The organism is Parahoeflea olei, from assembly GCF_001703635.1.
GTDB classification, from domain to species: domain Bacteria; phylum Pseudomonadota; class Alphaproteobacteria; order Rhizobiales; family Rhizobiaceae; genus Hoeflea; species Hoeflea olei.
Genome location: NZ_LQZT01000001.1, coordinates 244979 through 266471, shown reverse-complemented (window position 1 = coordinate 266471; position 21493 = coordinate 244979). Strand labels below are relative to the sequence as shown.

Sequence of the window (21493 nt, the reverse complement as noted above, 5' to 3'; positions counted from 1 at the left end):
TGAGCCTGGTCCGCGGGGATCAGGCTTGGTCTTGCAGGCGGGCCTCAACCGCGGCCACGGCGGCCTCGGCGGTGATTCCGAAATGTTCGTAGAGTTCCTTGTAGGGTCCCGACGCGCCAAAGCCGCTCATGCCCACGAACAGGCCGTCGGCGCCGATGAAGCGGTCCCAGCCCTGGCGGATGCCGGCTTCGATGGCGATCTTGACCTTCGAATCTCCGATGACCGCCTTTTTATACGCCATGGTCTGCTCCTCGAACAACTCGAAGCAGGGCACGGAGACGACGCGGGTGGTGTGACCATTCGCCTCAAGCCGCTCGCGCGCCTCGAGTGCGATCTCGATTTCCGAGCCGGAAGCGAAAATCGTCACGTCGGCCTCGCTCACGCTGACCAGGTCGTAGGCGCCGTAGGCCGAGAGGTTTTCCTCGGTGAAATCGGTGCGCACGGTCGGCAGGTTCTGGCGGGTGAGCGCGATGCCGCTCGGCCGCTTCTTCTGCTCGAGCGCGATCTGCCAGCATTCGGCGGTTTCCACCGCGTCGGCCGGACGGAACATCAGGAGGTTCGGAATGGCGCGCAGCGACGCCATGTGCTCGACCGGCTGGTGCGTCGGGCCGTCTTCGCCGAGCCCGATGGAATCATGGGTGAGCACATGGATCACGCGGATGCCCATCAGCGCTGCGAGCCGGATCGACGGACGGCAATAGTCCGAGAAGATCAGGAAGCCGCCGGAATAGGGGATCAGGCCGCCATGCAGCGCGATGCCGTTCATGATCGCGGCCATGCCGTGTTCGCGGATGCCGTAATGGATGTAGCGGCCGGAGAAATCGTCCGGGGTGATCGGCTTGGTCTGGCTGGTGCGGGTGTTGTTCGACCCGGTCAGGTCGGCCGAGCCGCCAATGGTCTCGGGCACCACGCCGTTGATCACTTCGAGCGCCATTTCCGAGGCCTTGCGGGTGGCCACCGACGGGGTTTCCTCGGTCAGCTTCTGCTTGTAGGCGATCAGCGCCGGTTCCAGCCCGCCCGGCAGGTCGCCAGCCATGCGGCGCTCGAAGGCGGAGCGGGTGTCGGTGTCGGCTTCGGCCAGACGCGCTTCCCAGGCCTTGCGGTCCTTGACCGAGCGCAGGCCCGCGAGCCGCCAGGCGTCGAGGATGTCGGACGGCACCACGAAGGGTTCTTCGTCCCAGCCAAGCGCTGCGCGTGCACCGGCGATTTCCTTGTCGCCGAGCGGCGAGCCGTGGGCGCTGCTGGTGCCGGCCTTGGTGGGCGCGCCGAAGCCGATCTGGGTCTTGGCCGCGATCAGGGTCGGGCGGTCGGATTTCTGTGCGGTCTCGATCGCCTGGGCGATGGCGTCCGGGTCATGGCCGTCGATGGCGATCGTGTTCCAGCCGGAGGCGGCGAAGCGCGCGAGTTGGTCGGTCGAATCCGTGAGCGAGACCGCGCCGTCGATGGAGATCGAGTTGTTGTCCCAGAACACGATCAGCTTGTTGAGCTTCAGGTGCCCGGCCAGCGTGATCGCTTCCTGGCTGATGCCCTCCATCAGGCAGCCGTCGCCGGCCAGCGCATAGGTGTAGTGCTCGACCAGATCGGAGCCGAACTCGTTGGCGAGCTTGCGCTCGGCCAGCGCCATGCCGACGGCGTTGCCGATGCCCTGGCCGAGCGGCCCGGTGGTGGTCTCGATCCCGGCGGCGTGGCCGTATTCGGGGTGACCGGCGGTGGGGGCGCCCAGCTGCCGGAAATTCTTGATGTCCTCGAGCGAGATGTCGTCATAGCCGAGCAGGTACAGCAGCGAGTAGATCAGCATCGAGCCGTGGCCGGCCGACAGCACGAACCGGTCGCGGTCGGGCCAGTCCGGCTTCTTCGGATCGAAGGTGAGATACCGCGAGAACAGCACTGTGGCGACATCGGCCGCCCCCATGGGAAGTCCCGGATGTCCGGACTTGGCCTTTTCCACGGCATCCATGGAGAGAAACCGGATTGCATTGGCCATCCGGTCGTGTTTTTCGCGTGAAGTCATGATGGTTCCGCTCGATCGCGTTCAGGTCAAGACCGGCCCCGGCGGGACCGGATCGAAGGCGGGGCAGACATAGCAGTTGCTTCGACGGAGTCAATAAAGGCGTCGGCGCCACGGGATTGGGGACGGCAGGCCCGGTTTTGTTGACGCCCTGTTCGGCTGATGCATAAGCTTGCGGCCACAAGTATCCGGAATTCAAGCGATTCGGCTTGTGCTCCAGATCCAGGGAACCACGCGATGCCCGCTGAAACAACAGTGAAAGCCGCTCTCGAGGCATTGAACAAGGCCTTGAATCAACTCGACAATGAAGTTGACCGCCAGGTCGAGGCCAGCCGCAACTCGTCCGAGGCGGCGGCCGAATTGGGCCGCATGATCGAGGACCGCTCGCGCATCGCCGTCGAGCTCGACCAGGCGCAGGACCGCTCGAATCGTCTCGAAGAGGCCAACCGCGAAGTCTCGCGGCGGCTGGTCACCGCCATGGAAACCATCAGGGCGGTGCTCGACCGCTGAATCCGACAGGGGCCGCTGGACCGGGGTCCGGGCCGCAACCGGCTAGACAGGACAGTTGAATGGCGCAAGTCACCGTCACCATCGACAGCAAGACCTACCGCATGGCCTGCGAGGAAGGCCAGGAAGCGCATCTGAGCGAACTTGCCGGCCGTTTCGACCGCTATGTCGGCCATCTCAAGGACCAGTTCGGCGAGATCGGCGACCTGCGCATCACCGTGATGGCGGGCATCATGGTGATGGACGAGCTGCACGAGCTGCAACGGCGGATGCGCGGGCTCGAAGCGGAAGTGGAAACGCTCAAGAAGACCCGGGATTCGGTGCTGAGCCGGGCCGACAAGACCGACCAGGAGATCGCCGAGGCGCTGATCGGTGTCACCGGCAAGATCGAAAGCATCGCCAGCAAGCTCGCCGGACGGTCCTGAACCACCAAGTTCTGAGCCGTATTTCCCGGCCGGCGCTGTCGCCCGCGCACAGAGCGGCGCGCGCTTGCCTTGCTAGCGACAGGCTTTCGAGACCTCGTCGAGTGCCGCCGTGATGCGGTGGGGCTCGGTGTGCAGCAAATTCTGGCCGAGCCCGGCCAGTTCCTCGTAGCGGGCGCCGGGAATGCGGGCCGCGGCAAGCCGCGCCAGCCGCACGTTGACGGCGGGGTCGGTCTCGCCGTGCAGCACGGTCACCGGCAGGGCGAGCCGGGAGAGAAGCCCGCTCCAGTCGGTATTGCTCGAGGAGGTGTCGGACAGGAAGGCGGAACTGCCGTTGCCGGTGACGTGGCGGAGGCCCGCCCGCAACAGCGCGTAGATCTCGCTGTCGCGCAGCGCTTCGGCATCGGCGGTGCTATGCTCTGCCACGGCCGAGAGATAGCGGTGCGCGCCGCCGTAGCGCAGATAGGCGACCGCCGACAGCGTGATGAACTGGTGCGCCGCGGCCGAGGCGATGCCGCTCGACATCGCCAGTTTCTGCATCGGCCCGACCGGCACCAGGTGGTCGGCGATCTGCAGCGGAAAATAGGCCGAGCACAGCACCAGGCCGCTGACCCGGTCGGGATGGGCAAGGCAGAACTCGATCGCCGCATGCGCGCCGAACAGGTGCCCCAGCACCACCACGCGGTCCCGCCTGTAGAGGTCGCACAGGTGCCGTGCGTCCTCCAGACTGGTGCGCATGAAGGAGCTTGAGGCCGGTTGCCGGTCGGTGGCGCCATAGCCCGGCTTGGACGCGCCGATCAGCTCGAAGCCCGCCCGCCCCAGCTCGGTCCTGAACCGGGAGGTGGCTTCAGGCCCCTGCAGCAATCCGTGAAACATCAGCACCGTCCGGGGCGGGGCGTCGCCGTTGCGCGGGGGCGGATAGTGCACATGGCTGATGCGTCGGCCTTCGCGTTCGGTCAGCCGCCAGGCGGAAGCGTCGTGGGCAAAGGGAAAGCGGCGCGGGTCGGGCGCCGCGCGCGGGACGGGGTCGCCGGCACTGCCCGACAGCGTGGCCAGGCTGATCAGGTCGTTGACGACCTGCACCGCCTCGAGGCGGGAGGCCACGCCGAGCTTGCGGAAGATCGCCTGGGTCTGGCTCTTGACGGTGTCGACCGAGCGGGCGCGTTCCTTCGAGATCTCGACATTCGACTTGCCCTGGGCCATCAGTTCGAGCACCTCCACTTCGGAGGGCGACAGCCCCAGGCTTTCGCTCAGCACCGCCGGAACGGAGCGGCTGGCGGCGGCGGGAAGCGTGACCACGACCACGTCGAGCCCGGCATCATGCAGCAGCGAGACGAAGCCGTTGAGGCAGTCGCTGCGCACGAAGCTGCGCTGCCCCCGGGCCTCCTCATCCGGTCCGTCGAACAGCGCGGCGATGCCGGCGAGCACCGCGCCGCCGAGGCTGGCCTGCAGCCGGTCGGCGCCGGTCGATGGCTTTGTGGCCTGGGCGGCGGAGGACGCGGTGCGCGGCGCCCGCCGCGGAGGGGCGAGCACCAGGCCGTCGGCGGAGCCGAATTCGGCCCGGGCCGGCTGCGACAGCGCCACGACCCGCAGTGCCCGGTCGACCACGATCCTGAGCGCCGGGCCTTCCACCAGCGCACGGTATCGCGCCTCCGGCGCCGGCGCCATCACCTGCGCCAGTTCGGCGGCGATATCGAAATGCTTGCCGATTTCCCCGGTGAACACCGGATGTCGGGCTTCGCCGACCGATAGAAAATCCTCGAGATCCTTCATGAACTCGGTGAATTCCTGGTCGCCCTTGAAATAGGAATAGATCGCCTCGACAGCCTTGTTGAGCGGCGCCGGGTCCCCGACAATAGTCATGGAAAGAAAGCCGTTCCTGTGTTCGCCCGAGTGTTCAGGAAATACTACAGTCTGGTGGGGATGCAACAGGAATTGAAGGCATGAAGGGAAGGCGTGTCGTTTTGCCGGCACAGTTTGTCTTGCCCGTGTCCCTGGATCAGAACGCTTTCGTGAAGGTCAGTTCCATGCCGCTCGAGGTGAAATCGTAAAAGGCGACATTGCTGGTCTGTCGTTTCGTGAAGACCGAGACGACCGGCGAGAACCCGGCGATTTCGAAATTGTCCTTGGTGAAGCGCCCCCTGAGTTCCCAGAACCGGTCCTCGCGGACCAGCCGCAAGCCGGGAAATTGGTCCTTGAAGTCGCGCGTGCCGGCGGTCACCGTCGCGTTCACCCTCAGACCGTAGGCAAGCGGGGTTTCGAGCCCGAGCGTGCCCGAAAAGCTCTGATAGGAATTCCAGGGGCGGGCGGAGACGCTTTCGCGCTCGTAGCTGCTGCCGGCCGAGAGCGTCAGCCGCCGCGAGACGGCATGGCGGACCGAGGCGGTGGCGCGGGTGGTCCAGGCATTGGCGGCACTTCCAGCGTCGTAGCTGCGGTACATCTGCACGATTTCGCCCGACAGCCACCAGCCCGGCGCGATGTTGAAGCGGGTGGCGATCCGGCCGCCGATCCCGGCGCTCTGGCCCTTGCGGTTGTACCATTGGCGGTCGGCAATGGCCTCGATCTGGAGCGAATGGCGCAGCTCGTCGCGGCGCAGTCCCACGCGCAGCTCGCCCTGCTGCTTGTCGAAGCTGTCGTTGGAATAATCGGAGAGGCCGGCCGAAAGCGCGGCATAGGCCGAGAGGTTTTCGGACAGGGAATGGGCATAGCCGACCACCACCCCCGCCTTCACGCCCACGCCCGAATGTTCGCGCGAGGCATTGTTGATGACGAACGGCAGGCCGCCGATCATCACCGTCGACTGGCCGGTGCCGTCATTGATGTTGGTCGATGGCGCGAGCGAGAAATAGCCGGCGATCGAGAACCCCTCGGTGGTGCCGATCCGGCGCGACAGTTGCGCAAGCTGGTCCTGGTCGCGCTCGAGATCGGCGGTGTCGGCGAGGCGGTTCAAATGATAGCCGGCGGCTTGCCTCTTGCCCTGCAGCGCGAGCATCTTGATCAGTTCGATGCGCACCGCATCGATGTCGGGCTGGCGCGCCAGGATATCGCGCAGCAGCTTTTCGGCATGTTCGGGCCGGCCGGTCCGGGCATAGACCACGGCCAGCAGATAGGCTGCCGGGATCGCTTCGCTGCCCTCGAAGCGGCTGCCCGCCAGCAGCGCCTCCGCCTCGGCATAGTGCCCCTGCGAGACCAGCGCCTCGGCCGCCTGGAACGGGGTTTCGGCCGCGGCGGCACCACCGCCGGGACCGAGGAGCATGAGGAGCGCCAGCAAGGCCGATGTCAGCGGCCTGCCGCCGCTCAGGCGCGGCCGCCTTGCGGCGGCACGCGTCCGAATGCCCATTTCCGAGGAAAACGCGGGATGGGAAAGCAGCATCAGTTACTTTTTCACCGCGCCGAGCGTGCCGGACATGATGTAGTCCCGTGCCTGGCCGTCGAGCACCGCATTGCCTTCGATCATGTAGGCTGCTGCGGTTTCGGCCGCGGCGTCGCCGAAGAAGGCGCCGATCGCCTGGTTGGTCGTGGTGGCGCCGACGGGATTGTTGTTGGCATCGACCAGGTTCGCCGTTCCGGTGTATTCGGAGCCGGTGATGTTGGCATTGATGTCGAGGCCGGCGATGGCGTTGTTGAGGACCACGCGCTGGTTGCCCTGATAGGTCACCAGCTCCGCGCCACGGACGCCGCCGGTCACGGTGCCCGCACCGAAATTGGCGGTCAGTTCCACCGTGCCGCCGCTCAGCCCCATCTGCCGGATGGTGCCGTTGTCGTCGTAGCCGGTGGTTCCGCCTTCGTGGAAGCCCTTGTAGGTGGCCGTGCCCGACCCCGGCATGTTGGTGGTGTTGTCGCCGATATAGCCCACCGCATAGGTCGCGGTGGCGGCGCCATCGGCGCCTTCCTGGTAGCGGATGGTGGTGCCGTGCCGCATCACGATCTGCTCGACGAAGGTGTTGTTCTGGTAGACATTGTAGACGCCGACCGCGGACAGGTTCGCGCTGGCGTTGGAGACCTGCGGATCGCCGAAATTGCCGTTCTCGAAATAGACCGAGCCCTTGGCGTCGGTCATGCCGGCCAGTGTCGTGCCGTTGTCGAGCGCATCGGGCGAGTTTGCCGAGATCAGGGCGGGATTGACTCCCTGGTTGGTGTTGGGATTGGTGTCTTTGTCGGCCGACCCGTTGATGCGGATGCCGCCCTGCGGCGATCTCTCCAGCATCTGCGCCTGGGTGAGTTCGTGCTGGGAGTCGGGAAGATTGGTGTAGGGATTGACCGACGCGGTGTTGGTCGAGTTGGCGGTGAAGGCCAGGGCCTTGCCGGACGCCTGGATCGGCAGTGTCGCGTTGACGACGGGCGTGGGCGTGCCGCCCCCCGTGACGGGACCGCCCGACTGGCTGCAACCCGCGATCACGGGAAGAACCGCGGCGGCGATCACTCCCGGCATAAATGTTCTTTTGCTCATGCTTTCCATCCCCTTAGGCCCGCTGAAACTCGTCAAACTCGGTCGCTTCAGACAGGAGGGACGCCCCCGGCGGGTCCATGAAAGGGGTGTCAGGCGCCGGAAATGGCGGCGCGTTCGGCCTGAAACGGTATTTTGAGGAACGGTTGGGCGCTCCGGGTGCCAGAAGTACCGGGCAGCCCTGGGGGCCTCAATCACCTGACCGGGTGAAAAGGCTCATCTGAAATTGCGCATTGGCGTGGGCGCGGGGATGACCTATATAGGGAGTGCGATCTGCGCCTCTCGACAGGATACACAATCCCCGGGGCCTTAATTGATCCCAAGGGAGCTGTCCCTGACCGGACCCGTGGGTCCGGACATATGGCGCCCACCTACGTTGTAGGTTCCCGGGATCGAAACATCCATCGGTTGCCGTGGGTCGCGCTTTTCCGCTTGCGGCTTCTGTACCCCGCCGTTGCGCGCCTGCCACCGGGCGGTGCCCCGCGGATCTTCGAGAATTTCCCGCTACCCGATCAGCCCCAGCTTCAGCGCCCGCGCGATGGCCTGCAGGTTCGAGGTTGCCGCAAGCTTCTGCCGCGCCGAATCGAGATGCGCCTGGACGGCCTGTTCGTGTGCGTCGATGGCATGGGCGATCTGGCAGATGCTCCGGCCTTCGGCGGTCAGGAGCAGGCAGGTGCATTCGGCTTGGGTCAAGCCGTCGGGTGGCTGGGGCATGGGCGTACAGACTTCAGGATCAACGACACATCGGTTCAGCGACGTTGTTCGAAGATCGACCGGCGCGGGGCAAGATCTGTTTCGTCCGTACCGTATACAAGCGGTAAAGCAGCCCGTTAAAATGTGACCTGTCTGGCGCAGCTGTCCGATCCTGGGACAGCGACCGCCTTGACGATGGCGATTGTGCCAGCAGACCGGGAGACAGGAATGGACACCAAGGCAGGCATCCGCGCGGCGATGCTGACGAAACGCGACTCACTGGCCCCGGAGCGGCGAATCGACATGAGCCTTGCCATGGCGGAGGCGGCCGAAGCGGTGGCGTTCGAGCCGGGCACGGTGATCGCGGGCTATCTGCCGATCCGCTCGGAACCGGACCTGCGGCCGATGATGGCCCGGTTCGCCCAGCGCGGGGCCCGGCTTTGCCTGCCGGTGGTGCTCGACCGGCAGACCATCGTCTTCCGGGAATTCATCCGCGGGGCGGAATTGGTCGATACCGGTTTCGGCACGAGCGGGCCGGGCCCCGAGGCGACCGTGCTCGACCCGGATCTCCTGATGATGCCGCTGTCGGCTTTCGACGATGCGGGCAACCGGCTTGGCTACGGTGCCGGCCATTACGACCGGGCCATCGCCCGGCTCCGCGCCAAGGGCCGCACGCCGCGGCTGATCGGCACGGCGTTTTCGATCCAGCGGGTGGACGCGCTGCCGGCGGAAGCCCATGACGTGCCGCTCGAGATGATCCTGACCGAACAAGGCTTGCGCTCGTTTTCGCAGGGCGTATAGAGAGCCGATGCGCCTGTTGTTTCTTGGAGACATGGTCGGACGATCCGGCCGCACCGCGGTCTGGGACCGCCTTCCCGGTCTGATCCGCGATTTCGCGTTGGATTTCGTCATCGTCAATGGCGAGAACGCGGCCGGAGGGTTCGGCATCACCGAGGACATCTTCCTCGAAACGCTCGATGCCGGTGCCGACGTCGTCACCACCGGCAATCATGTCTGGGACCAGCGCGAGGCGCTCGTCTATGCCGACCGCCAGGACCGGTTCCTGAGGCCCGCCAATTATCCCGCCGGCACGCCGGGGCGCGGCTCCAATCTCTATGTCGCGCGCAACGGCGCCCGGGTGCTGGTGGCCAATGTCATGGGCCGGGTGTTCATGCACCCCGATCTCGACGATCCGTTCTCCTGCGGCGAGGCGATCCTCGATGCCTGTCCGCTCGGCGAGCAGGCGGATGCGGTCGTGTTCGATTTCCACGCGGAAGCCACCAGCGAGAAACTCTGCTTTGCCCATTTCGTCGACGGGCGCGCGAGCTTCGTGGTCGGAACGCACACCCATGTGCCGACCGCGGACGCGCAGATCCTCAATGGCGGCACCGCCTATCTGTCGGATGCCGGCATGTGCGGCGACTATGATTCCTCGATCGGCATGGACAAGGAGGAGCCGATCAACCGGTTCCTGTCGCGCATCCCCAAGGGCCGCTTCGAGGCGGCGTCGGGACCGGCCACGATCTGCGGCGTCGCCGTCGAGATTTCCGACCGCACCGGGCTTGCCGAAAAGATCGCGCCCTTGCGCATCGGCCCGCGGCTGATCGAGACGATGCCGCCGTTCTGGAGCTGAGCCGAGCTCCGGTTTCTCAGCTCACAGGTCCTGCTGCTTGCCCTTGATCAGCGGTCGTTTCGCATCGGGATCGGGCGGCAGCATGCCGCGCTCCTTGAGCCAGGGATGGATCGTCACCGCCCGCGACAGCGCCGCGATCGCAGCCTCCGGACGGCCAAGCCGCATCAGCACATGATACATCCCCGACCAGGAGCCGAAATGGTCAGGTTCCAGGTCGACGGCGCGCTCGAGATCGTCAAGCGCGCCGTCCGGATTGTCGCGCAGGAAGCGCACGAAGGCGCGCTGGTTGTAGCCCTCGGCATAGCCGGGCGCCTCGGCGATGACGCTGTCGAGTGCCTGTTCCGCCGCCTCGAAATCATAGGCCGCGCGCCGCTCCATGCCGCGATCGAGGTTCGCGCGCACCCCGGGCGTGGGGGCCTGGTCGATCCACCATTGCCAGATCGCGTTTTCGGCGAGCCGGCCCGCGCGTTCGTTTTCCGCGCCCTTCAGGGCCGCAAACAGCCTCTCCCGCTCGCTTGCCGCCTCGGCGGCCCGGGACACGGGGAGGGCGGCGGGCAGGGTGAACGCCAGGACAAGCGCGCCAATCAGCATCAGGCAGTGTCTTCGCTTCATGCTCCCACCCCCTTCAGGATGACGATGGTCGGCTGGCGCGGCAGGCCGCGCGCCGACACGGTGAAACTGTCTTGATTGACATGGTCGACCAGGAACCTGTCGCCCATCATGTCGATAAAGCGCGACAGCGGCGCGCCGCGCCGGTGCATGGGCAAGAGGATCGAGGATTGCAGCCGCCGGGCAATCCCGGTCATGGCCTCGTGGCTCAGCGTCAGGCCGCCATCGACCGGCACCATGACGATGTCGAGCCGGCCGATCTGGGCAAAATGCCGGTCTTCGAGGCCGTGGTGCAGGTGGCCCAGATGGCCGATGCAGAGATCCGCCACCTCGAAGATGAAGATCGAATTGCCGTCGGGCTCCATCGCGCCGTAATCGCGGATGTCGGTGGTGACGTTGCGGACATAGACGTCTTCCACCACCACGTCGTGATCGGCGGGCGTGCCGTCGAAGCTCCAGCCGCGCAGCACATGGGCGATGCGCGCGTCCGGCGTCAGCGTGAAATGCGAGGAATGCGCCTTGTTCATGGTGACGATGTCGGGAACTTCGACGCGGCCCGCCCAGCCATTGTAGTCGGTGGCGATGCTGACGCCCGCGGGCGTGGTGATGACATAGGTGGAGTGACCCGCGAACATGATCTCGACCTCTCCGGAGCCGGCCTGGGCGGGAATGGCCAGGTCTCGCCCGAGATCGTCCGGCGTCAGGTTGGCGAAGATGGCGCCCGGGATCGCCTGGGCGACCGCCAGGCACTGGCTGAAGGGGCGCAGCGGTTCCTGCGCGCGCACCGGCGTGGCGAGCGCGACGACCGCGAGGACAAGCAGGAGGGCTTTCGCCAGAAGCGCTGGTATCGGGGGCACTGGTATCGGGGGCACTGTCATCGGGGGCATGGGCGGCTCCGCGAGGTGGCTTGCACGATCCCGGAAAGATTAGGGCATCGCGCGCCGGGGTAAAGCCTTTGCCGGCAGAAATCCGGGCGCCGGCAAGCCGCAAGCCGGCACCCGGCCGCGGCCCGGGACTGATTGGCGCTTCACGGAGCCTATCGTCTGGACGAAAACCGGGAACGGATTTATAAGGCGGCCATTCAAAATCCCACGGCACAGAACTCAAAACAAGTCACAGGGGCATTATGGCCGGCCATTCACAGTTCAAAAACATCATGCACCGCAAGGGACGGCAGGACGCCGTCCGCTCCAAGATGTTCTCCAAGCTCGCACGCGAAATCACCGTTGCCGCCAAGATGGGCGCGCCAGACCCGGCGATGAACCCGCGGCTCCGACTCGCGATCCAGAACGCCAAGGCGCAGTCGATGCCCAAGGACAACATCCAGCGGGCCATCAACAAGGCCGCCGGCGGCGACAGCGAGAACTACGAGGAAGTGCGCTACGAGGGCTACGGCCCGGGCGGCGTCGCCGTCATCGTCGAGGCGCTGACCGACAACCGCAACCGCACCGCCTCGAGCGTGCGTGCGGCCTTCACCAAGTCGGGCGGCGCGCTCGGCGAAACCGGCTCGGTCGGCTTCATGTTCTCGCGCGTGGGCGAAATCATCTATCCCGCCTCCGCGGGCGATGCCGACGCGATCATGGAAGCGGCGATCATGGCCGGCGCCGACGACGTCACCTCCGGCGAGGAAGAGCACGTCATCCTCTGCGCCTTCGAGGATATCGGCGAGGTCTCGGGCGCGCTCGAAGAGGCGCTCGGCGAAGCGCAGTCGGTCAAGGCCGTGTGGAAGCCGCAGACCTCCGCACCGGTCGACGAGGACAAGGCGCAATCCGTGCTCAAGCTGATCGCCACCCTCGACGACGACGACGACGTCCAGAACGTCTACGCCAATTTCGAGGTCTCCGACGAGGTCATGGCCAAGCTGTCGGCCTGACCGCTTTCGGTTCGCGAACTAAACAGAAGGCCGCCGGATCGCTCCGGCGCAGATCGAGGTTCCGTTCACGCCGGGCCGCATGGATGCCAGCCAGGCCGGTGCGGCCCCGCCCGGAAGCGGGGGCCGGCCGAAGCGACCTGCCGAGGCTCAGAAGAAGCCGAGCTTGTTGGGGTTGTAGCTCACCAGCATGTTCTTGGTCTGCTGGTAGTGGTCGAGCATCATCTTGTGATTCTCGCGGCCGATGCCCGACTGCTTGTAGCCGCCGAAGGCCGCATGCGCCGGATAGGCGTGGTAGTTGTTGACCCAGACCCGGCCTGCCTCGATGGCGCGGCCGAAGCGGTAGGCGCGGGTGCCGTCGCGGGTCCACACGCCGGCGCCGAGGCCGTACATGGTGTCGTTGGCGATTGCCAGCGCCTCGGCCTCGTCCTTGAAGGTGGTCACCGAGACGACGGGCCCGAAGATCTCTTCCTGGAACACCCGCATCTTGTTGTGGCCCTTCAGGATCGTCGGCTGGATGTAGAAGCCCTCTGCCAGGTCGCCCTCCAGCCGCGCGGCGCCGCCGCCCACCAGCACTTCCGCGCCTTCTTCCACGCCGATCGTCAGATAGGACATGATCTTGTCCTGCTGCTCGCGGCTCGCCTGGGCGCCGACCATGGTGTCCATGTCGCGCGGATCGCCCTGCCTGATCGCCTTCACGCGTTCGATGCAGCGGGCGATGAAGGCCTCGTAGATGTCCTCCTGGATCAGCGCCCGGCTCGGGCAGGTGCAGACCTCGCCCTGGTTGAAGGCGAACAGCACGAAGCCTTCCACCGCCTTGTCGAGGAAGGCGTCGTCCTCTGCCATCACGTCGGAGAAGAAGATGTTGGGCGACTTGCCGCCGAGTTCGAGCGTGACCGGGATCAGGTTTTCGGTGGCCGCCTTCATGATGATGCGGCCGGTCTCGGTGGAGCCGGTAAACGCAATCTTGGCGATGCGCGGCGAGCGGGCCAGCGGGCCGCCCACTTCCGGGCCGAAACCATTGACGACGTTGAGCACGCCGGCCGGCAACAGGTCGGCGATCAGCTCGACCACCACCAGGATCGCAGCAGGCGTCTGTTCGGCCGGCTTGAGCACGATGCAGTTTCCGGCCGCCAGCGCCGGGGCGAGCTTCCAGGCCGCCATCAGCACCGAGAAGTTCCACGGGATGATCTGGCCGACGACGCCAAGCGGTTCGTAGAAGTGATAGGCCACCGTGTCGTGGTCGATTTCCGACATGGTGCCTTCCTGGCCGCGCAGCACGCCCGCGAAATAGCGGAAATGATCGACCGCGAGCGGGATGTCGGCCGCCGTTGTCTCGCGGATCGGCTTGCCGTTGTCCCAGGTCTCGGCCCGGGCGATGAGGTCGAGGTTTGCCTCGATCCGGTCGGCGATCCTCAACAGGATGTTGGAGCGCTCGGCCGCGGGCGTCCGGCCCCAGGCCTCGCGCGCGGCATGGGCGGCGTCGAGCGCCAGTTCTACATCCTCCTCGGACGAGCGGGCCACTTCGCAGACCTTGGCGCCGGTGATCGGGGTGATGTTGTCGAAATAGCGGCCCCGGGCCGGGGCGACATAGCGGCCGCCGATGAAGTTGTCGTAGCGGGCGCGGAACGGCGAGCTGTGCTCGGCCGTGACGATGCGGGTCATCTCGTTCATGCGGTATCCTCCTGCAAGACCCCGGTCCTCCGCCGGGAATGCAGGCAGCATGCCAGTGCAGGGCCGGATGTCAGCCCCGGGGCCGCGGCCGGCCGCGGCAAACTGTCTCAGGAGCGAGACAGGTCGGCCGTGCTTTCGCCGATGGCGAGACGTTTCATGCGGCGGTAGAGCGTGGCGCGGCCGACGCCGAGCATGCGCGCGGCTTCCGAAACATTGCCGTCGGCGCGCGACAGCGCCCGCATCACCGCGGCCCGCTCGGCCTTCTCGAAGCCGGTCGGGCCGTCCTCCCGGCCGAACAGGTCGGAGGCCGGGAGCGGCTTGAGCGCGCCCGAAGGCTTGAGCCCGAACGCCCGGCGGGCGCTGCGGGTCGCGCCGAGCACGATGTCGTTCGGGTCGACGGCGAGCAGCATCGCCGCGTCGCCGCCATCGCCGTCGGCGACGATGAAGCGGGCCTTGGGGAAGCTCGCGCGGAAACTGTCGATCTCGATCTGCCGCGCGGTCTGCGCCACCATCGCCTCGATCAGACGGTTGAAGGCCTCGGTCTGGTCGGCGCGCGCCGAGGAGACGTCGAGCGCCCCGATCAACTCGCCCTCCGGGCCGAAGATCGGCGCGTCCATGCAGCTCATCGCCGTGTTGCGGGCATGGAAATGCTCGTCGCGGTGGATGATCACGCGCCGCGTCTCGGTGATGCAGGTGCCGATGCCGTTGGTCCCCTCGGAGGCTTCCGACCAGTCGGCGCCCGGCGCCAGCCCCCAATGCTCGAAGATGCCGCGGTCGCCTGCGGCTACGCGCATGTCCAGCACCACGCCGTCGGCGTCGGTCAGGAGCACGCCGCATCCCGAACTGCCGACCAGCTGGTAGAGCGCGTCGAGCTTGGGCAGGGCGATGCGCAGCAGGGTCTCGGAGAGAAGCCGCCGTTCGCCGAGCGCGGTTTCGGTGATCCGCTGCACGCCCTGGCGTTGTCCGGGATCGAGACCGTGATGGTCGAGCGACCGGCGCCAGGAGGCCGCCAGCCGCGAGGAGGCCGCGGCCCTCGGGTCATTGGCGATCTCGACGACGCGCGCAATGTGTTGCGACAGCTGCGCCATGGTGCATGTCCTCCCGGCGCAGAGCATAGGGCAATCCGGCCGGGCTTGGAAAGCACCACTCTCGTAGGGGATCAATCCTGCCGGGCGATCGTGCCGATGGCGTTGGCGACCAGCCGGGCTGCAGTCAGGGCCGAGAGCCCGTCGAGATCGGCCGGCGGATAGAGTTCGACGAGATCGAAGCCGATGATCCGCCCGCGCCGCCCCGCGCCGGCGATCAGGTCGATCGCCTGGGTGTAGCTGAGCCCGCCGGGCGTCCGCGCCGCCACCCCCGGCATGACGGCGGGGTCGAGGCCGTCGCAATCGAGCGTGATCACCACGTTGGCGCCTTCGGGGATGTGCGCGAGCGCGGCCTCCACCCCCTCGGCATGGATCTGGCGCGCCGTCACGAAGCGGCTGCCATAGGCGCGCGCCGCCTCGATTTCCTCGCGCCGCGCGCTGCCCACGCTCCTCAGGCCCACCTGCACCAGGCCTGCGACATGGGGCATCTCGCTCGCCCGCCGCATCGGGCTCGAATAGCCGTACCGCGCGCCGCGGATCTCGTCGCGCCAGTCGATATGGGCGTCGATCTGCAGCACCCAGACCGGGCCGTGGCCGGCAAAGGCGGCGAGGAACGGGATCGGGACGGAATCGTCGCCGCCCAGCAGCAGCGGCACCGCTCCCGCCGCGAGAATGCTGCGCGTCTGCGCCTCGATCGCGTCCCTGTTGGCGGCGTCGTCTCCCATCGTGACCGGCAGGTTGCCGGCGTCGATGCAGGACACTGGGCCGTCGCCGAAGAGAGGGCCGCCGAGATCGAAATCCCAATGGGTGAGGAGGTCCGCGTCCGGCAGGCTTGTGCGGCGGATCGCATCGGGCGCCAGGGCATGGCCCGTGCTGTCCTGGCCGCGATAGGTGCTGCCGTGCCCCGCGCCGAACAGGACCATCCGCGGCGCGCGGCCCTCGTCCAGCCGGTCGGGTAATCCGAGGAAGGTGGGAGAAGAGGTCATCGGGCTTCCGTCTGGGTCAGGGATTGCCGCTACAGGGTGGCGCGCATCGCGCCGAACAGCTCGACGGATTTCAACCGCGCCTCGATCGAATGGATCGGCATCGAGATCATGATCTCGTCGGCATTGGTGGCGTCGATGAAGCTCAGCATCTGCTTTTTCGCCGTTTCCTGCCCGCCGACGACCGCATAGCGCAGCGTGTGCTCGACGGCGATCTTCTCCGCCTCGCTCCAGATCGCCTCCATGCTTTCGACCGGCTTCGGCATGCGGCCGCGGGTGTTGCGGCGCATGCTGACAAAGGTTTGCTGCACGGTGGTGAACAGATGCGCGGCCTCCGCGTCGGTATCGGCCATCACGCCCATGACGGCGGCGATCACATAGGGTTCGGCAAGTTGTTCGGACGGCGTGAACTTGGCACGGTAGATGTCGAGCGCCTCGAACAGCATGTCGGGGGCGAAATGCGAGGCGAAGGCATAGGGCAGGCCCAGCGCCGCGGCGAGATGGGCCGAATAGAGGCTCGAACCCAGGATCCACAGCGGCACATGCGAGCCGGCGCCGGGCACCGCGATCAGCTTGGTGTCGTCGGGTTCGCCGAGCCAGTGCTTGAGCTCGAGGATGTCGTCGGGGAAGTTCTGTGCGCCCGATTCGAGATTGCGCCTGAGCGCGCGGGCGGTGATCATGTCGGTGCCGGGTGCGCGGCCGAGCCCCAGGTCGACGCGGCCCGGAAACAGCGCTTCGAGCGTGCCGAACTGTTCGGCGATCACCAGCGGCGAATGGTTGGGCAGCATCACGCCGCCCGAGCCGATGCGGATGGTGCTGGTCGCGTGCCCGGCTTCTGCGATCACCAGCGCCGTGGCGGCGCTGGCGACCCCCTTCATGCCGTGATGCTCGGCCAGCCAGAAACGGGTGAAGCCCGAGGCCTCGGTCTGGGCCGCCATGCGGCGGGTGTCGGCAAGGGCTTCGGCCACGCTGCCGCCTTCGACGACGGGACACAGATCGAGAACGGAAAAGGCTGTCATGAGAGGTCTTTCATCCAGAAGGTGCGCTGTTCTATCCGCCTCCATGTAGGCACCCGCCGCCGCAATGCCAAACCCGGTGCGCCCGCGAAGTAAATGTTTTCGGTTTGTTCACGAATTCGGTGGAAACCTGGGACCGGCAGAAATAGGATGTGTTTCATGGCGAATGCGATTCGGATCATGGGGATCGACCCCGGGCTCAGGCACAGCGGATGGGGAATTGTCGACACGCTCGGCAATTCGCTGCGGTTCGTGGCCTCAGGCACCGTCAAGTCGGACGCCAGTCTCGATCTGGCCTCGCGTTTGAACCAGCTGTTCGTGGGGCTTGAAGAGGTACTGCACCACTACCAGCCCTATGAGGCCGCGGTCGAAAACACCTTCGTCAACAAGGACGCCACCGCCACGCTGAAACTCGGCCAGGCGCGCGGCATCGCCATGGTGGTTCCCGCGCGCGCCGGCCTTCGCGTCGCCGAATATGCGCCGAATGCCGTCAAGAAGGCGGTGATCGGCGTCGGCCACGGCGACAAGAAGCAGATCCACATGATGGTCAAGGTGCTGATGCCGAAGGCGAGCTTCGATAGCGACCACGCCGCCGACGCCCTGGCGATCGCCATCTGCCACGCCCACCACCGCAGCTCGCCCGCCTGGCGCATGGCCGCGGAGTGACATGCTTGTTCTTGACATGTTCACGTTTGTTTGACATTTTCCAACTCATTCAAACAGAGTGTTTTTGATGCGTGTCTCGGAAAAAGGCCAGATCACGATTCCCAAACATCTCCGGGAGCGGGCGGGAATCGCGCCCAACTCGGAGGTAACGGTGGATTTCGACGGCGGACGCCTGATCATTGCCGCCGCCGATGGCCATGCGGAGAAGGCCAACCGGGCGCGACTGGAGCGTTTCCTGAAGGCCTTGCGAAAGCTCGAGGGAACAGGCGACCAGTCGATCGACGCCGACCAGCTGATGAAGATGACGCGGGACCGCTGATCCATGCCCGTGCTGGTCGACACCAATGTGCTGGTCGATCTGGCTGTCAGCGACCCCGACTGGGCGGAGTGGTCGCGGACGGCGCTGGGCCAGGCCTTCGACCGGGGGCTGGTGATCAACCCGATCGTGTTCTCCGAGTTCAGCGTCCGCTACGAGACCTATGACGCCGCCATGGATGCGATCGACATGGAGGAGTTCCAACGTGAGAACCTGCCTTGGGAGGCGGCCTTTGCCGCGGGCCAGGCCTTCCGGCTCTACCGGCTGCGCGGCGGGCGGCGCGACAAGGTGCTTCCGGATTTCCTGATCGGCGCGCATGCGGCGATCCGGGGCTATGCGATCCTGACGCGCGACCCGGGCACCTATCGCAGCTATTTCCCGGGCGTCGAGCTCATCACGCCCGAAACCCATCCATGAAAGTGGCGCAGAATGATCGGTAAACTGAAGGGAACCGTGGACAGCATCGAGGGCGATCTCGTGCTGATCGATGTCCACGGCGTCTGCTACGCGGCTTCCTGCTCGGCCCGCACGCTGTCGAAGCTCAATGTCGGCGAGGCGGCGGTGCTCTTCATCGAGACCTATGTGCGCGAGGACCAGTTCCGGCTGTTCGGCTTCGCGAGCGTGCTGGAACGGGAGTGGTTTCGGCTTCTCCAAAGCGTGCAGGGGGTCGGCGCCAAGGTGGCGCTGGCGGTGCTGTCGACGCTGACCACCTCGGAACTCGCCAATGCGATCGCGCTGCAGGACAAGGCCATGGTCGCGCGCGCGCCGGGCATCGGCCCCAAGGTCGCGCAGCGGATCGTCTCCGAACTCAAGACCAAGGCGCCGGCCTTCAGCGGCGAGGCGGGCGCCGCCATGGGCCTCAAGCAGGAACTCGGCGAAGGCGTCGCCGGTGGTGCGGTCACCGACGCGGTCTCGGCGCTCAGCAATCTGGGCTATTCGCGCGACCAGGCCGCCACCGCCGTCGCCGCCGCGCTGAAGACGGCGGGCGAGGATGCCGATTCCGCCAAGCTGATCCGGCTCGGGCTCAAGGAACTGTCGCGATGAGGGGCGCCTTGCGGAGCGCCGTATTCCTTACTAGAGTGAAAAGTAAGGAAATGGATCGCAGGTAAGGAAATGGGACTCGAATCCAAGATCACGACCAAGGGCCAGACCACCATTCCGGCACAGGTGCGCGACTATCTCAAGCTCGGGGCCGGAGACCGGATCGGATATGAATTGGTTGACGGCAAGGTGCTGCTGGTGGCCAAAAACCGCAGTGCGCTGGATTTTGCCGGTGCCTTGCACGCGCCCGGCCGCGAGCCGGTTTCGATTGAAGCCATGAATGCGGCAATCGGGGAAAGCGCGGGCGAACGGTTCGGACGGTCGCGTGATCGGGATTGACACAGACATCATCGTGAGGCTCCTGACCGGAGACGATCCCGAGCAGTTCGAGGCCGCGGTCGGTCTTGTCAGGGCGAGCAGTGCCGAGGCGCCGCTGTTCGTCAACCCGCTGGTGATCTGGGAAACGGTCTGGGTGCTGGAGCGGATCTACAAGATCGACCGGACCCTCGCACGCAGCAAGGTTGCCGGGCTGCTCGATACGGTTGAAATGAAGGTGCCGGATGTGCTCAACATGAACGATTGGACCGCCTGGCTGAACGCGTCCCATCCGGACTTTTCGGATGTCGTGATCGCCGAACTCAACCAGGCCAATGGCTGCGTCAAGACCCTGACCTTCGACCGCAGGGCCGCCGCTTCCGTCCCCGGAATGGAACTCCTCACATGAGCGATGCCGATCGTCTGATCTCCCCCGAAAAGCGCGGCGAGGACGTCGAGACCAGCCTCCGGCCGCAGTCTCTCGACGAGTTCACCGGCCAGGCCGAGGCGCGGGCCAATCTGAAAGTCTTCATCGAGGCGGCCAAGGGCCGCGGCGAGGCGCTCGACCATGTGCTGTTCGTCGGCCCGCCCGGTCTCGGCAAGACCACGCTCGCGCAGATCATGGCCAAGGAGCTTGGCGTCAATTTCCGCTCCACCTCCGGCCCCGTGATCGCCAAGGCCGGCGATCTTGCAGCACTTCTCACCAATCTCGAAGATCGCGACGTCTTGTTCATCGACGAGATCCACCGGCTCAACCCGGCGGTCGAGGAAATCCTCTATCCGGCGATGGAGGATTTCCAGCTCGATCTGATCATCGGCGAGGGACCGGCGGCGCGCTCGGTCAAGATCGATCTCGCGCGTTTCACGCTGGTGGCCGCCACCACGCGGCTCGGGCTTTTGACCACCCCGCTCAGGGACCGCTTCGGCATACCCGTCCGGCTGCAGTTCTACACCGTCGCCGAACTCGAATCGATCGTGCGCCGCGGCGCGCGGATCATGGGGCTCGGCATGACCGACGAGGGCGCGGTCGAGATCGCCCGGCGCTCGCGCGGCACCCCGCGCATCGCCGGCCGGCTTCTGCGCCGGGTGCGTGATTTCGCCGAGGTCGCCAGGGTCGATGCCGTCACCCGCGAGATCGCCGACGAGGCGCTGACCCGGTTGCTCGTCGACAATATGGGCCTCGACCAGCTCGACAAGCGTTACCTGACCATGATTGCCGCCAATTTCGGCGGCGGGCCGGTCGGCATCGAAACCATTGCCGCGGGCCTGTCGGAACCGCGCGATGCGATCGAGGACATCATCGAGCCCTACATGATCCAGCAGGGCTTCATCCAGCGCACCCCGCGCGGCCGGGTGCTGACGGCGAGCGCCTGGAAGCATCTCGGCCTCAATCCGCCGCGCGAGATGGAGGCGGCGCAGTTCCGGCTGACGCTCGAAGACGACGACTGAAGCTGAAGGAGAATCGGCGGGGCCCGGTCCCGCCCCGGGCTTTCTCTCGGTCGCCCGCCGCATGGCCCTTTGCGCCGGACGGGTGCCCGCGGGCGCTCCCGCGCGTCGGCGGCCCACATCGCTGCGCGCGGAGCCGGCAGGGCCGCCGCCGATGAAACGGGTGCGCGCGCGGCAACTCTTGCCGGTACCGGCTCGAGGGCTGCCGGTCGCGCGGTCCGGCTGCGCCATCCCCACCCCGATCCGGGTCGGCCCGCCTTGGTTGTGCCGCAATTAAGATTCTGAAATCATTACAAAAAGTTTAGGTTGCCGTTCATGTCCGGTTCAGCTGCCGCGGTCCAATCTGCGGTCATAGACAACGAAAGGACATACCATGAAAAAGGCATTCATCCTCTCCATCGCGGCCTTGCTGATGGCCGCCCCCCTGACCCAGGCCCAGGCGCAGAGCCGGATGGATCACCGGCCGCAGGCCCATTCCCAGTGGCACAAATCCGGCCCGGAATCGACGTCCAAACGCCAGCACGCGAAGGCCGACCGGCACTGGAAGAAGGGGCAGCGGATGAGCGATTGGCGCAAGCATGCGTCCGTCCGGGACTACAGGCGCCACGGCTTGCACAAGCCGGGCCACGGCCAGCGCTGGGTCAAGGTCGACAACCAGTATGTGCTGCTCGGCATCGCCTCGGGCGTGATTGCCGCCATCGTCGCGGCGCGGTGACGGGCGCGAGGCCTCCCCTGCGACAGCGGGGGAGGTTTCCTCACGCG

Annotated in this window: 24 protein-coding genes and 1 other RNA gene; 14 read left to right on the top strand and 11 right to left on the bottom strand. The window is 66.4% G+C overall.

From position 1 onward, the window contains the following. Positions 1-19: 19 nt before the first annotated feature. Positions 20-2011, bottom strand: coding sequence for a transketolase (gene tkt, locus AWJ14_RS01270; RefSeq protein ID WP_066173824.1), 1992 nt, complete (start codon positions 2009-2011; stop codon positions 20-22). A gap of 234 nt (positions 2012-2245) precedes the next feature. Between tkt and AWJ14_RS01265 the strand changes: the two genes are divergently transcribed. Together AWJ14_RS01265 and AWJ14_RS01260 are read left to right on the top strand one after the other, a co-directional pair. Then, positions 2246-2518 carry a DUF4164 domain-containing protein gene (locus tag AWJ14_RS01265; RefSeq protein WP_066173822.1) on the top strand — a complete coding sequence of 91 codons (273 nt, stop codon included), beginning with the start codon at positions 2246-2248 and terminating at the stop codon, positions 2516-2518. A 59-nt stretch (positions 2519-2577) separates the two neighbouring features. Then, the gene (locus tag AWJ14_RS01260; RefSeq protein WP_066173820.1) at positions 2578-2940 is read left to right on the top strand and encodes a cell division protein ZapA; all 363 of its coding nucleotides are present in this window, start codon (positions 2578-2580) and stop codon (positions 2938-2940) included. A gap of 72 nt (positions 2941-3012) precedes the next feature. Here the strand turns inward: AWJ14_RS01260 and AWJ14_RS01255 are convergent, their stop codons facing one another. The 3 genes from AWJ14_RS01255 to AWJ14_RS01245 form a co-directional block, all read right to left on the bottom strand. After that, on the bottom strand, positions 3013-4800 hold the full coding sequence (locus AWJ14_RS01255) for an alpha/beta fold hydrolase (protein WP_066173817.1): 1788 nt from the start codon (positions 4798-4800) through the stop codon (positions 3013-3015). 136 nt (positions 4801-4936) lie between these two features. Next, positions 4937-6193, bottom strand: coding sequence for a surface lipoprotein assembly modifier (locus AWJ14_RS01250; RefSeq protein WP_171904796.1), 1257 nt, complete (start codon positions 6191-6193; stop codon positions 4937-4939). A 120-nt stretch (positions 6194-6313) separates the two neighbouring features. Continuing rightward, on the bottom strand, positions 6314-7387 hold the full coding sequence (locus AWJ14_RS01245) for a transferrin-binding protein-like solute binding protein (protein WP_139112491.1): 1074 nt from the start codon (positions 7385-7387) through the stop codon (positions 6314-6316). A 264-nt stretch (positions 7388-7651) separates the two neighbouring features. On the opposite strand from AWJ14_RS01245, the gene ssrS reads away from it, so the two are divergent. Next, positions 7652-7808, top strand: a non-coding RNA gene (ssrS, locus tag AWJ14_RS01240) — 6S RNA. Positions 7809-7888: 80 nt separating this feature from the next. Here ssrS and AWJ14_RS01235 read toward each other — a convergent pair. Further along, positions 7889-8098: a LuxR C-terminal-related transcriptional regulator gene (locus AWJ14_RS01235; protein ID WP_083219942.1), complete on the bottom strand. Its 210-nt coding sequence runs from the start codon at positions 8096-8098 to the stop codon at positions 7889-7891. A gap of 207 nt (positions 8099-8305) precedes the next feature. Between AWJ14_RS01235 and AWJ14_RS01230 the strand changes: the two genes are divergently transcribed. Together AWJ14_RS01230 and AWJ14_RS01225 are read left to right on the top strand one after the other, a co-directional pair. Then, entirely contained in the window at positions 8306-8878 is a 573-nt protein-coding gene (locus tag AWJ14_RS01230) for a 5-formyltetrahydrofolate cyclo-ligase (RefSeq protein WP_171904795.1), read from the top strand. Between the two features lie 7 nt (positions 8879-8885). Continuing rightward, positions 8886-9710, top strand: a complete 825-nt coding sequence (locus AWJ14_RS01225; protein ID WP_066173800.1) for a TIGR00282 family metallophosphoesterase — start codon at positions 8886-8888, stop codon at positions 9708-9710. A gap of 21 nt (positions 9711-9731) precedes the next feature. On the opposite strand, the gene AWJ14_RS01220 is transcribed toward AWJ14_RS01225, so the two are convergent. Then, positions 9732-10322, bottom strand: a complete 591-nt coding sequence (locus tag AWJ14_RS01220) for a tetratricopeptide repeat protein (RefSeq protein ID WP_066173797.1) — start codon at positions 10320-10322, stop codon at positions 9732-9734. Further along, complete coding sequence (locus AWJ14_RS01215; protein ID WP_245304085.1) at positions 10319-11206, bottom strand: MBL fold metallo-hydrolase; 888 nt, start codon at positions 11204-11206, stop codon at positions 10319-10321. Before AWJ14_RS01215 ends, AWJ14_RS01220 begins: the two co-directional genes overlap by 4 nt. Positions 11207-11445: 239 nt before the next feature. On the opposite strand from AWJ14_RS01215, the gene AWJ14_RS01210 reads away from it, so the two are divergent. Beyond that, entirely contained in the window at positions 11446-12192 is a 747-nt protein-coding gene (locus tag AWJ14_RS01210) for a YebC/PmpR family DNA-binding transcriptional regulator (RefSeq protein ID WP_066173794.1), read from the top strand. A 147-nt stretch (positions 12193-12339) separates the two neighbouring features. Here AWJ14_RS01210 and exaC read toward each other — a convergent pair whose 3' ends face one another. The 4 genes from exaC to AWJ14_RS01190 form a co-directional block, all read right to left on the bottom strand. Beyond that, a complete protein-coding gene (gene exaC, locus AWJ14_RS01205) occupies positions 12340-13863 on the bottom strand; it encodes an acetaldehyde dehydrogenase ExaC (RefSeq protein ID WP_066173791.1) in 1524 nt (507 codons plus the stop codon). Between the two features lie 107 nt (positions 13864-13970). Further along, a complete protein-coding gene (locus AWJ14_RS01200; RefSeq protein ID WP_083219939.1) occupies positions 13971-14951 on the bottom strand; it encodes a helix-turn-helix domain-containing protein in 981 nt (326 codons plus the stop codon). Between the two features lie 71 nt (positions 14952-15022). Then, positions 15023-15934, bottom strand: a complete 912-nt coding sequence (locus tag AWJ14_RS01195; protein WP_066173788.1) for an agmatinase — start codon at positions 15932-15934, stop codon at positions 15023-15025. A gap of 29 nt (positions 15935-15963) precedes the next feature. Next, a complete protein-coding gene (locus tag AWJ14_RS01190) occupies positions 15964-16950 on the bottom strand; it encodes an LLM class flavin-dependent oxidoreductase (RefSeq protein WP_066173785.1) in 987 nt (328 codons plus the stop codon). Positions 16951-17106: 156 nt separating this feature from the next. Here AWJ14_RS01190 and ruvC point away from each other — a divergent pair, with 156 nt between their 5' ends. The 8 genes from ruvC to AWJ14_RS01150 all read left to right on the top strand — a co-directional run bounded on the left by ruvC (position 17107) and on the right by AWJ14_RS01150 (position 21446). Next, positions 17107-17613 (top strand): crossover junction endodeoxyribonuclease RuvC, encoded by a 507-nt coding sequence (ruvC, locus tag AWJ14_RS01185; protein ID WP_066173780.1) that lies wholly within the window; start codon positions 17107-17109, stop codon positions 17611-17613. A gap of 67 nt (positions 17614-17680) precedes the next feature. Beyond that, positions 17681-17932: an AbrB/MazE/SpoVT family DNA-binding domain-containing protein gene (locus AWJ14_RS01180; protein ID WP_066173777.1), complete on the top strand. Its 252-nt coding sequence runs from the start codon at positions 17681-17683 to the stop codon at positions 17930-17932. A 3-nt stretch (positions 17933-17935) separates the two neighbouring features. Next, entirely contained in the window at positions 17936-18346 is a 411-nt protein-coding gene (locus AWJ14_RS01175) for a type II toxin-antitoxin system VapC family toxin (protein WP_066173772.1), read from the top strand. Between the two features lie 12 nt (positions 18347-18358). Beyond that, complete coding sequence (gene ruvA, locus AWJ14_RS01170; protein WP_066173768.1) at positions 18359-18973, top strand: Holliday junction branch migration protein RuvA; 615 nt, start codon at positions 18359-18361, stop codon at positions 18971-18973. Between the two features lie 69 nt (positions 18974-19042). Next, positions 19043-19309, top strand: a complete 267-nt coding sequence (locus AWJ14_RS01165; RefSeq protein ID WP_066173765.1) for an AbrB/MazE/SpoVT family DNA-binding domain-containing protein — start codon at positions 19043-19045, stop codon at positions 19307-19309. Further along, positions 19296-19694: a type II toxin-antitoxin system VapC family toxin gene (locus AWJ14_RS01160; RefSeq protein WP_066173763.1), complete on the top strand. Its 399-nt coding sequence runs from the start codon at positions 19296-19298 to the stop codon at positions 19692-19694. Before AWJ14_RS01165 ends, AWJ14_RS01160 begins: the two co-directional genes overlap by 14 nt. Then, on the top strand, positions 19691-20734 hold the full coding sequence (gene ruvB / locus AWJ14_RS01155; protein ID WP_066173760.1) for a Holliday junction branch migration DNA helicase RuvB: 1044 nt from the start codon (positions 19691-19693) through the stop codon (positions 20732-20734). Before AWJ14_RS01160 ends, ruvB begins: the two co-directional genes overlap by 4 nt. Positions 20735-21104: 370 nt before the next feature. Continuing rightward, positions 21105-21446, top strand: a complete 342-nt coding sequence (locus tag AWJ14_RS01150; protein ID WP_066173757.1) for an RcnB family protein — start codon at positions 21105-21107, stop codon at positions 21444-21446. Positions 21447-21493 lie beyond the last annotated feature (47 nt).

Coding starts and splice junctions, on each gene's coding strand:
- AWJ14_RS01230 (WP_171904795.1), top strand. CDS start 8,306: ATGGACACCAAGGCAGGCATCCGCGCGGCGATGCTGACGAAACGCGAC.
- AWJ14_RS01180 (WP_066173777.1), top strand. CDS start 17,681: ATGCGTGTCTCGGAAAAAGGCCAGATCACGATTCCCAAACATCTCCGG.
- AWJ14_RS01195 (WP_066173788.1), bottom strand. CDS start 15,934: ATGACCTCTTCTCCCACCTTCCTCGGATTACCCGACCGGCTGGACGAG.
- ruvB (WP_066173760.1), top strand. CDS start 19,691: ATGAGCGATGCCGATCGTCTGATCTCCCCCGAAAAGCGCGGCGAGGAC.
- ruvC (WP_066173780.1), top strand. CDS start 17,107: ATGGCGAATGCGATTCGGATCATGGGGATCGACCCCGGGCTCAGGCAC.
- AWJ14_RS01190 (WP_066173785.1), bottom strand. CDS start 16,950: ATGACAGCCTTTTCCGTTCTCGATCTGTGTCCCGTCGTCGAAGGCGGC.
- AWJ14_RS01245 (WP_139112491.1), bottom strand. CDS start 7,387: ATGAGCAAAAGAACATTTATGCCGGGAGTGATCGCCGCCGCGGTTCTT.
- tkt (WP_066173824.1), bottom strand. CDS start 2,011: ATGACTTCACGCGAAAAACACGACCGGATGGCCAATGCAATCCGGTTT.
- AWJ14_RS01260 (WP_066173820.1), top strand. CDS start 2,578: ATGGCGCAAGTCACCGTCACCATCGACAGCAAGACCTACCGCATGGCC.
- AWJ14_RS01265 (WP_066173822.1), top strand. CDS start 2,246: ATGCCCGCTGAAACAACAGTGAAAGCCGCTCTCGAGGCATTGAACAAG.
- AWJ14_RS01255 (WP_066173817.1), bottom strand. CDS start 4,800: ATGACTATTGTCGGGGACCCGGCGCCGCTCAACAAGGCTGTCGAGGCG.
- AWJ14_RS01250 (WP_171904796.1), bottom strand. CDS start 6,193: ATGCTCCTCGGTCCCGGCGGTGGTGCCGCCGCGGCCGAAACCCCGTTC.
- AWJ14_RS01150 (WP_066173757.1), top strand. CDS start 21,105: ATGAAAAAGGCATTCATCCTCTCCATCGCGGCCTTGCTGATGGCCGCC.
- AWJ14_RS01200 (WP_083219939.1), bottom strand. CDS start 14,951: ATGGCGCAGCTGTCGCAACACATTGCGCGCGTCGTCGAGATCGCCAAT.
- AWJ14_RS01235 (WP_083219942.1), bottom strand. CDS start 8,098: ATGCCCCAGCCACCCGACGGCTTGACCCAAGCCGAATGCACCTGCCTG.
- AWJ14_RS01165 (WP_066173765.1), top strand. CDS start 19,043: ATGGGACTCGAATCCAAGATCACGACCAAGGGCCAGACCACCATTCCG.
- AWJ14_RS01175 (WP_066173772.1), top strand. CDS start 17,936: ATGCCCGTGCTGGTCGACACCAATGTGCTGGTCGATCTGGCTGTCAGC.
- exaC (WP_066173791.1), bottom strand. CDS start 13,863: ATGAACGAGATGACCCGCATCGTCACGGCCGAGCACAGCTCGCCGTTC.
- AWJ14_RS01210 (WP_066173794.1), top strand. CDS start 11,446: ATGGCCGGCCATTCACAGTTCAAAAACATCATGCACCGCAAGGGACGG.
- AWJ14_RS01225 (WP_066173800.1), top strand. CDS start 8,886: ATGCGCCTGTTGTTTCTTGGAGACATGGTCGGACGATCCGGCCGCACC.
- ruvA (WP_066173768.1), top strand. CDS start 18,359: ATGATCGGTAAACTGAAGGGAACCGTGGACAGCATCGAGGGCGATCTC.
- AWJ14_RS01220 (WP_066173797.1), bottom strand. CDS start 10,322: ATGAAGCGAAGACACTGCCTGATGCTGATTGGCGCGCTTGTCCTGGCG.
- AWJ14_RS01215 (WP_245304085.1), bottom strand. CDS start 11,206: ATGCCCCCGATGACAGTGCCCCCGATACCAGTGCCCCCGATACCAGCG.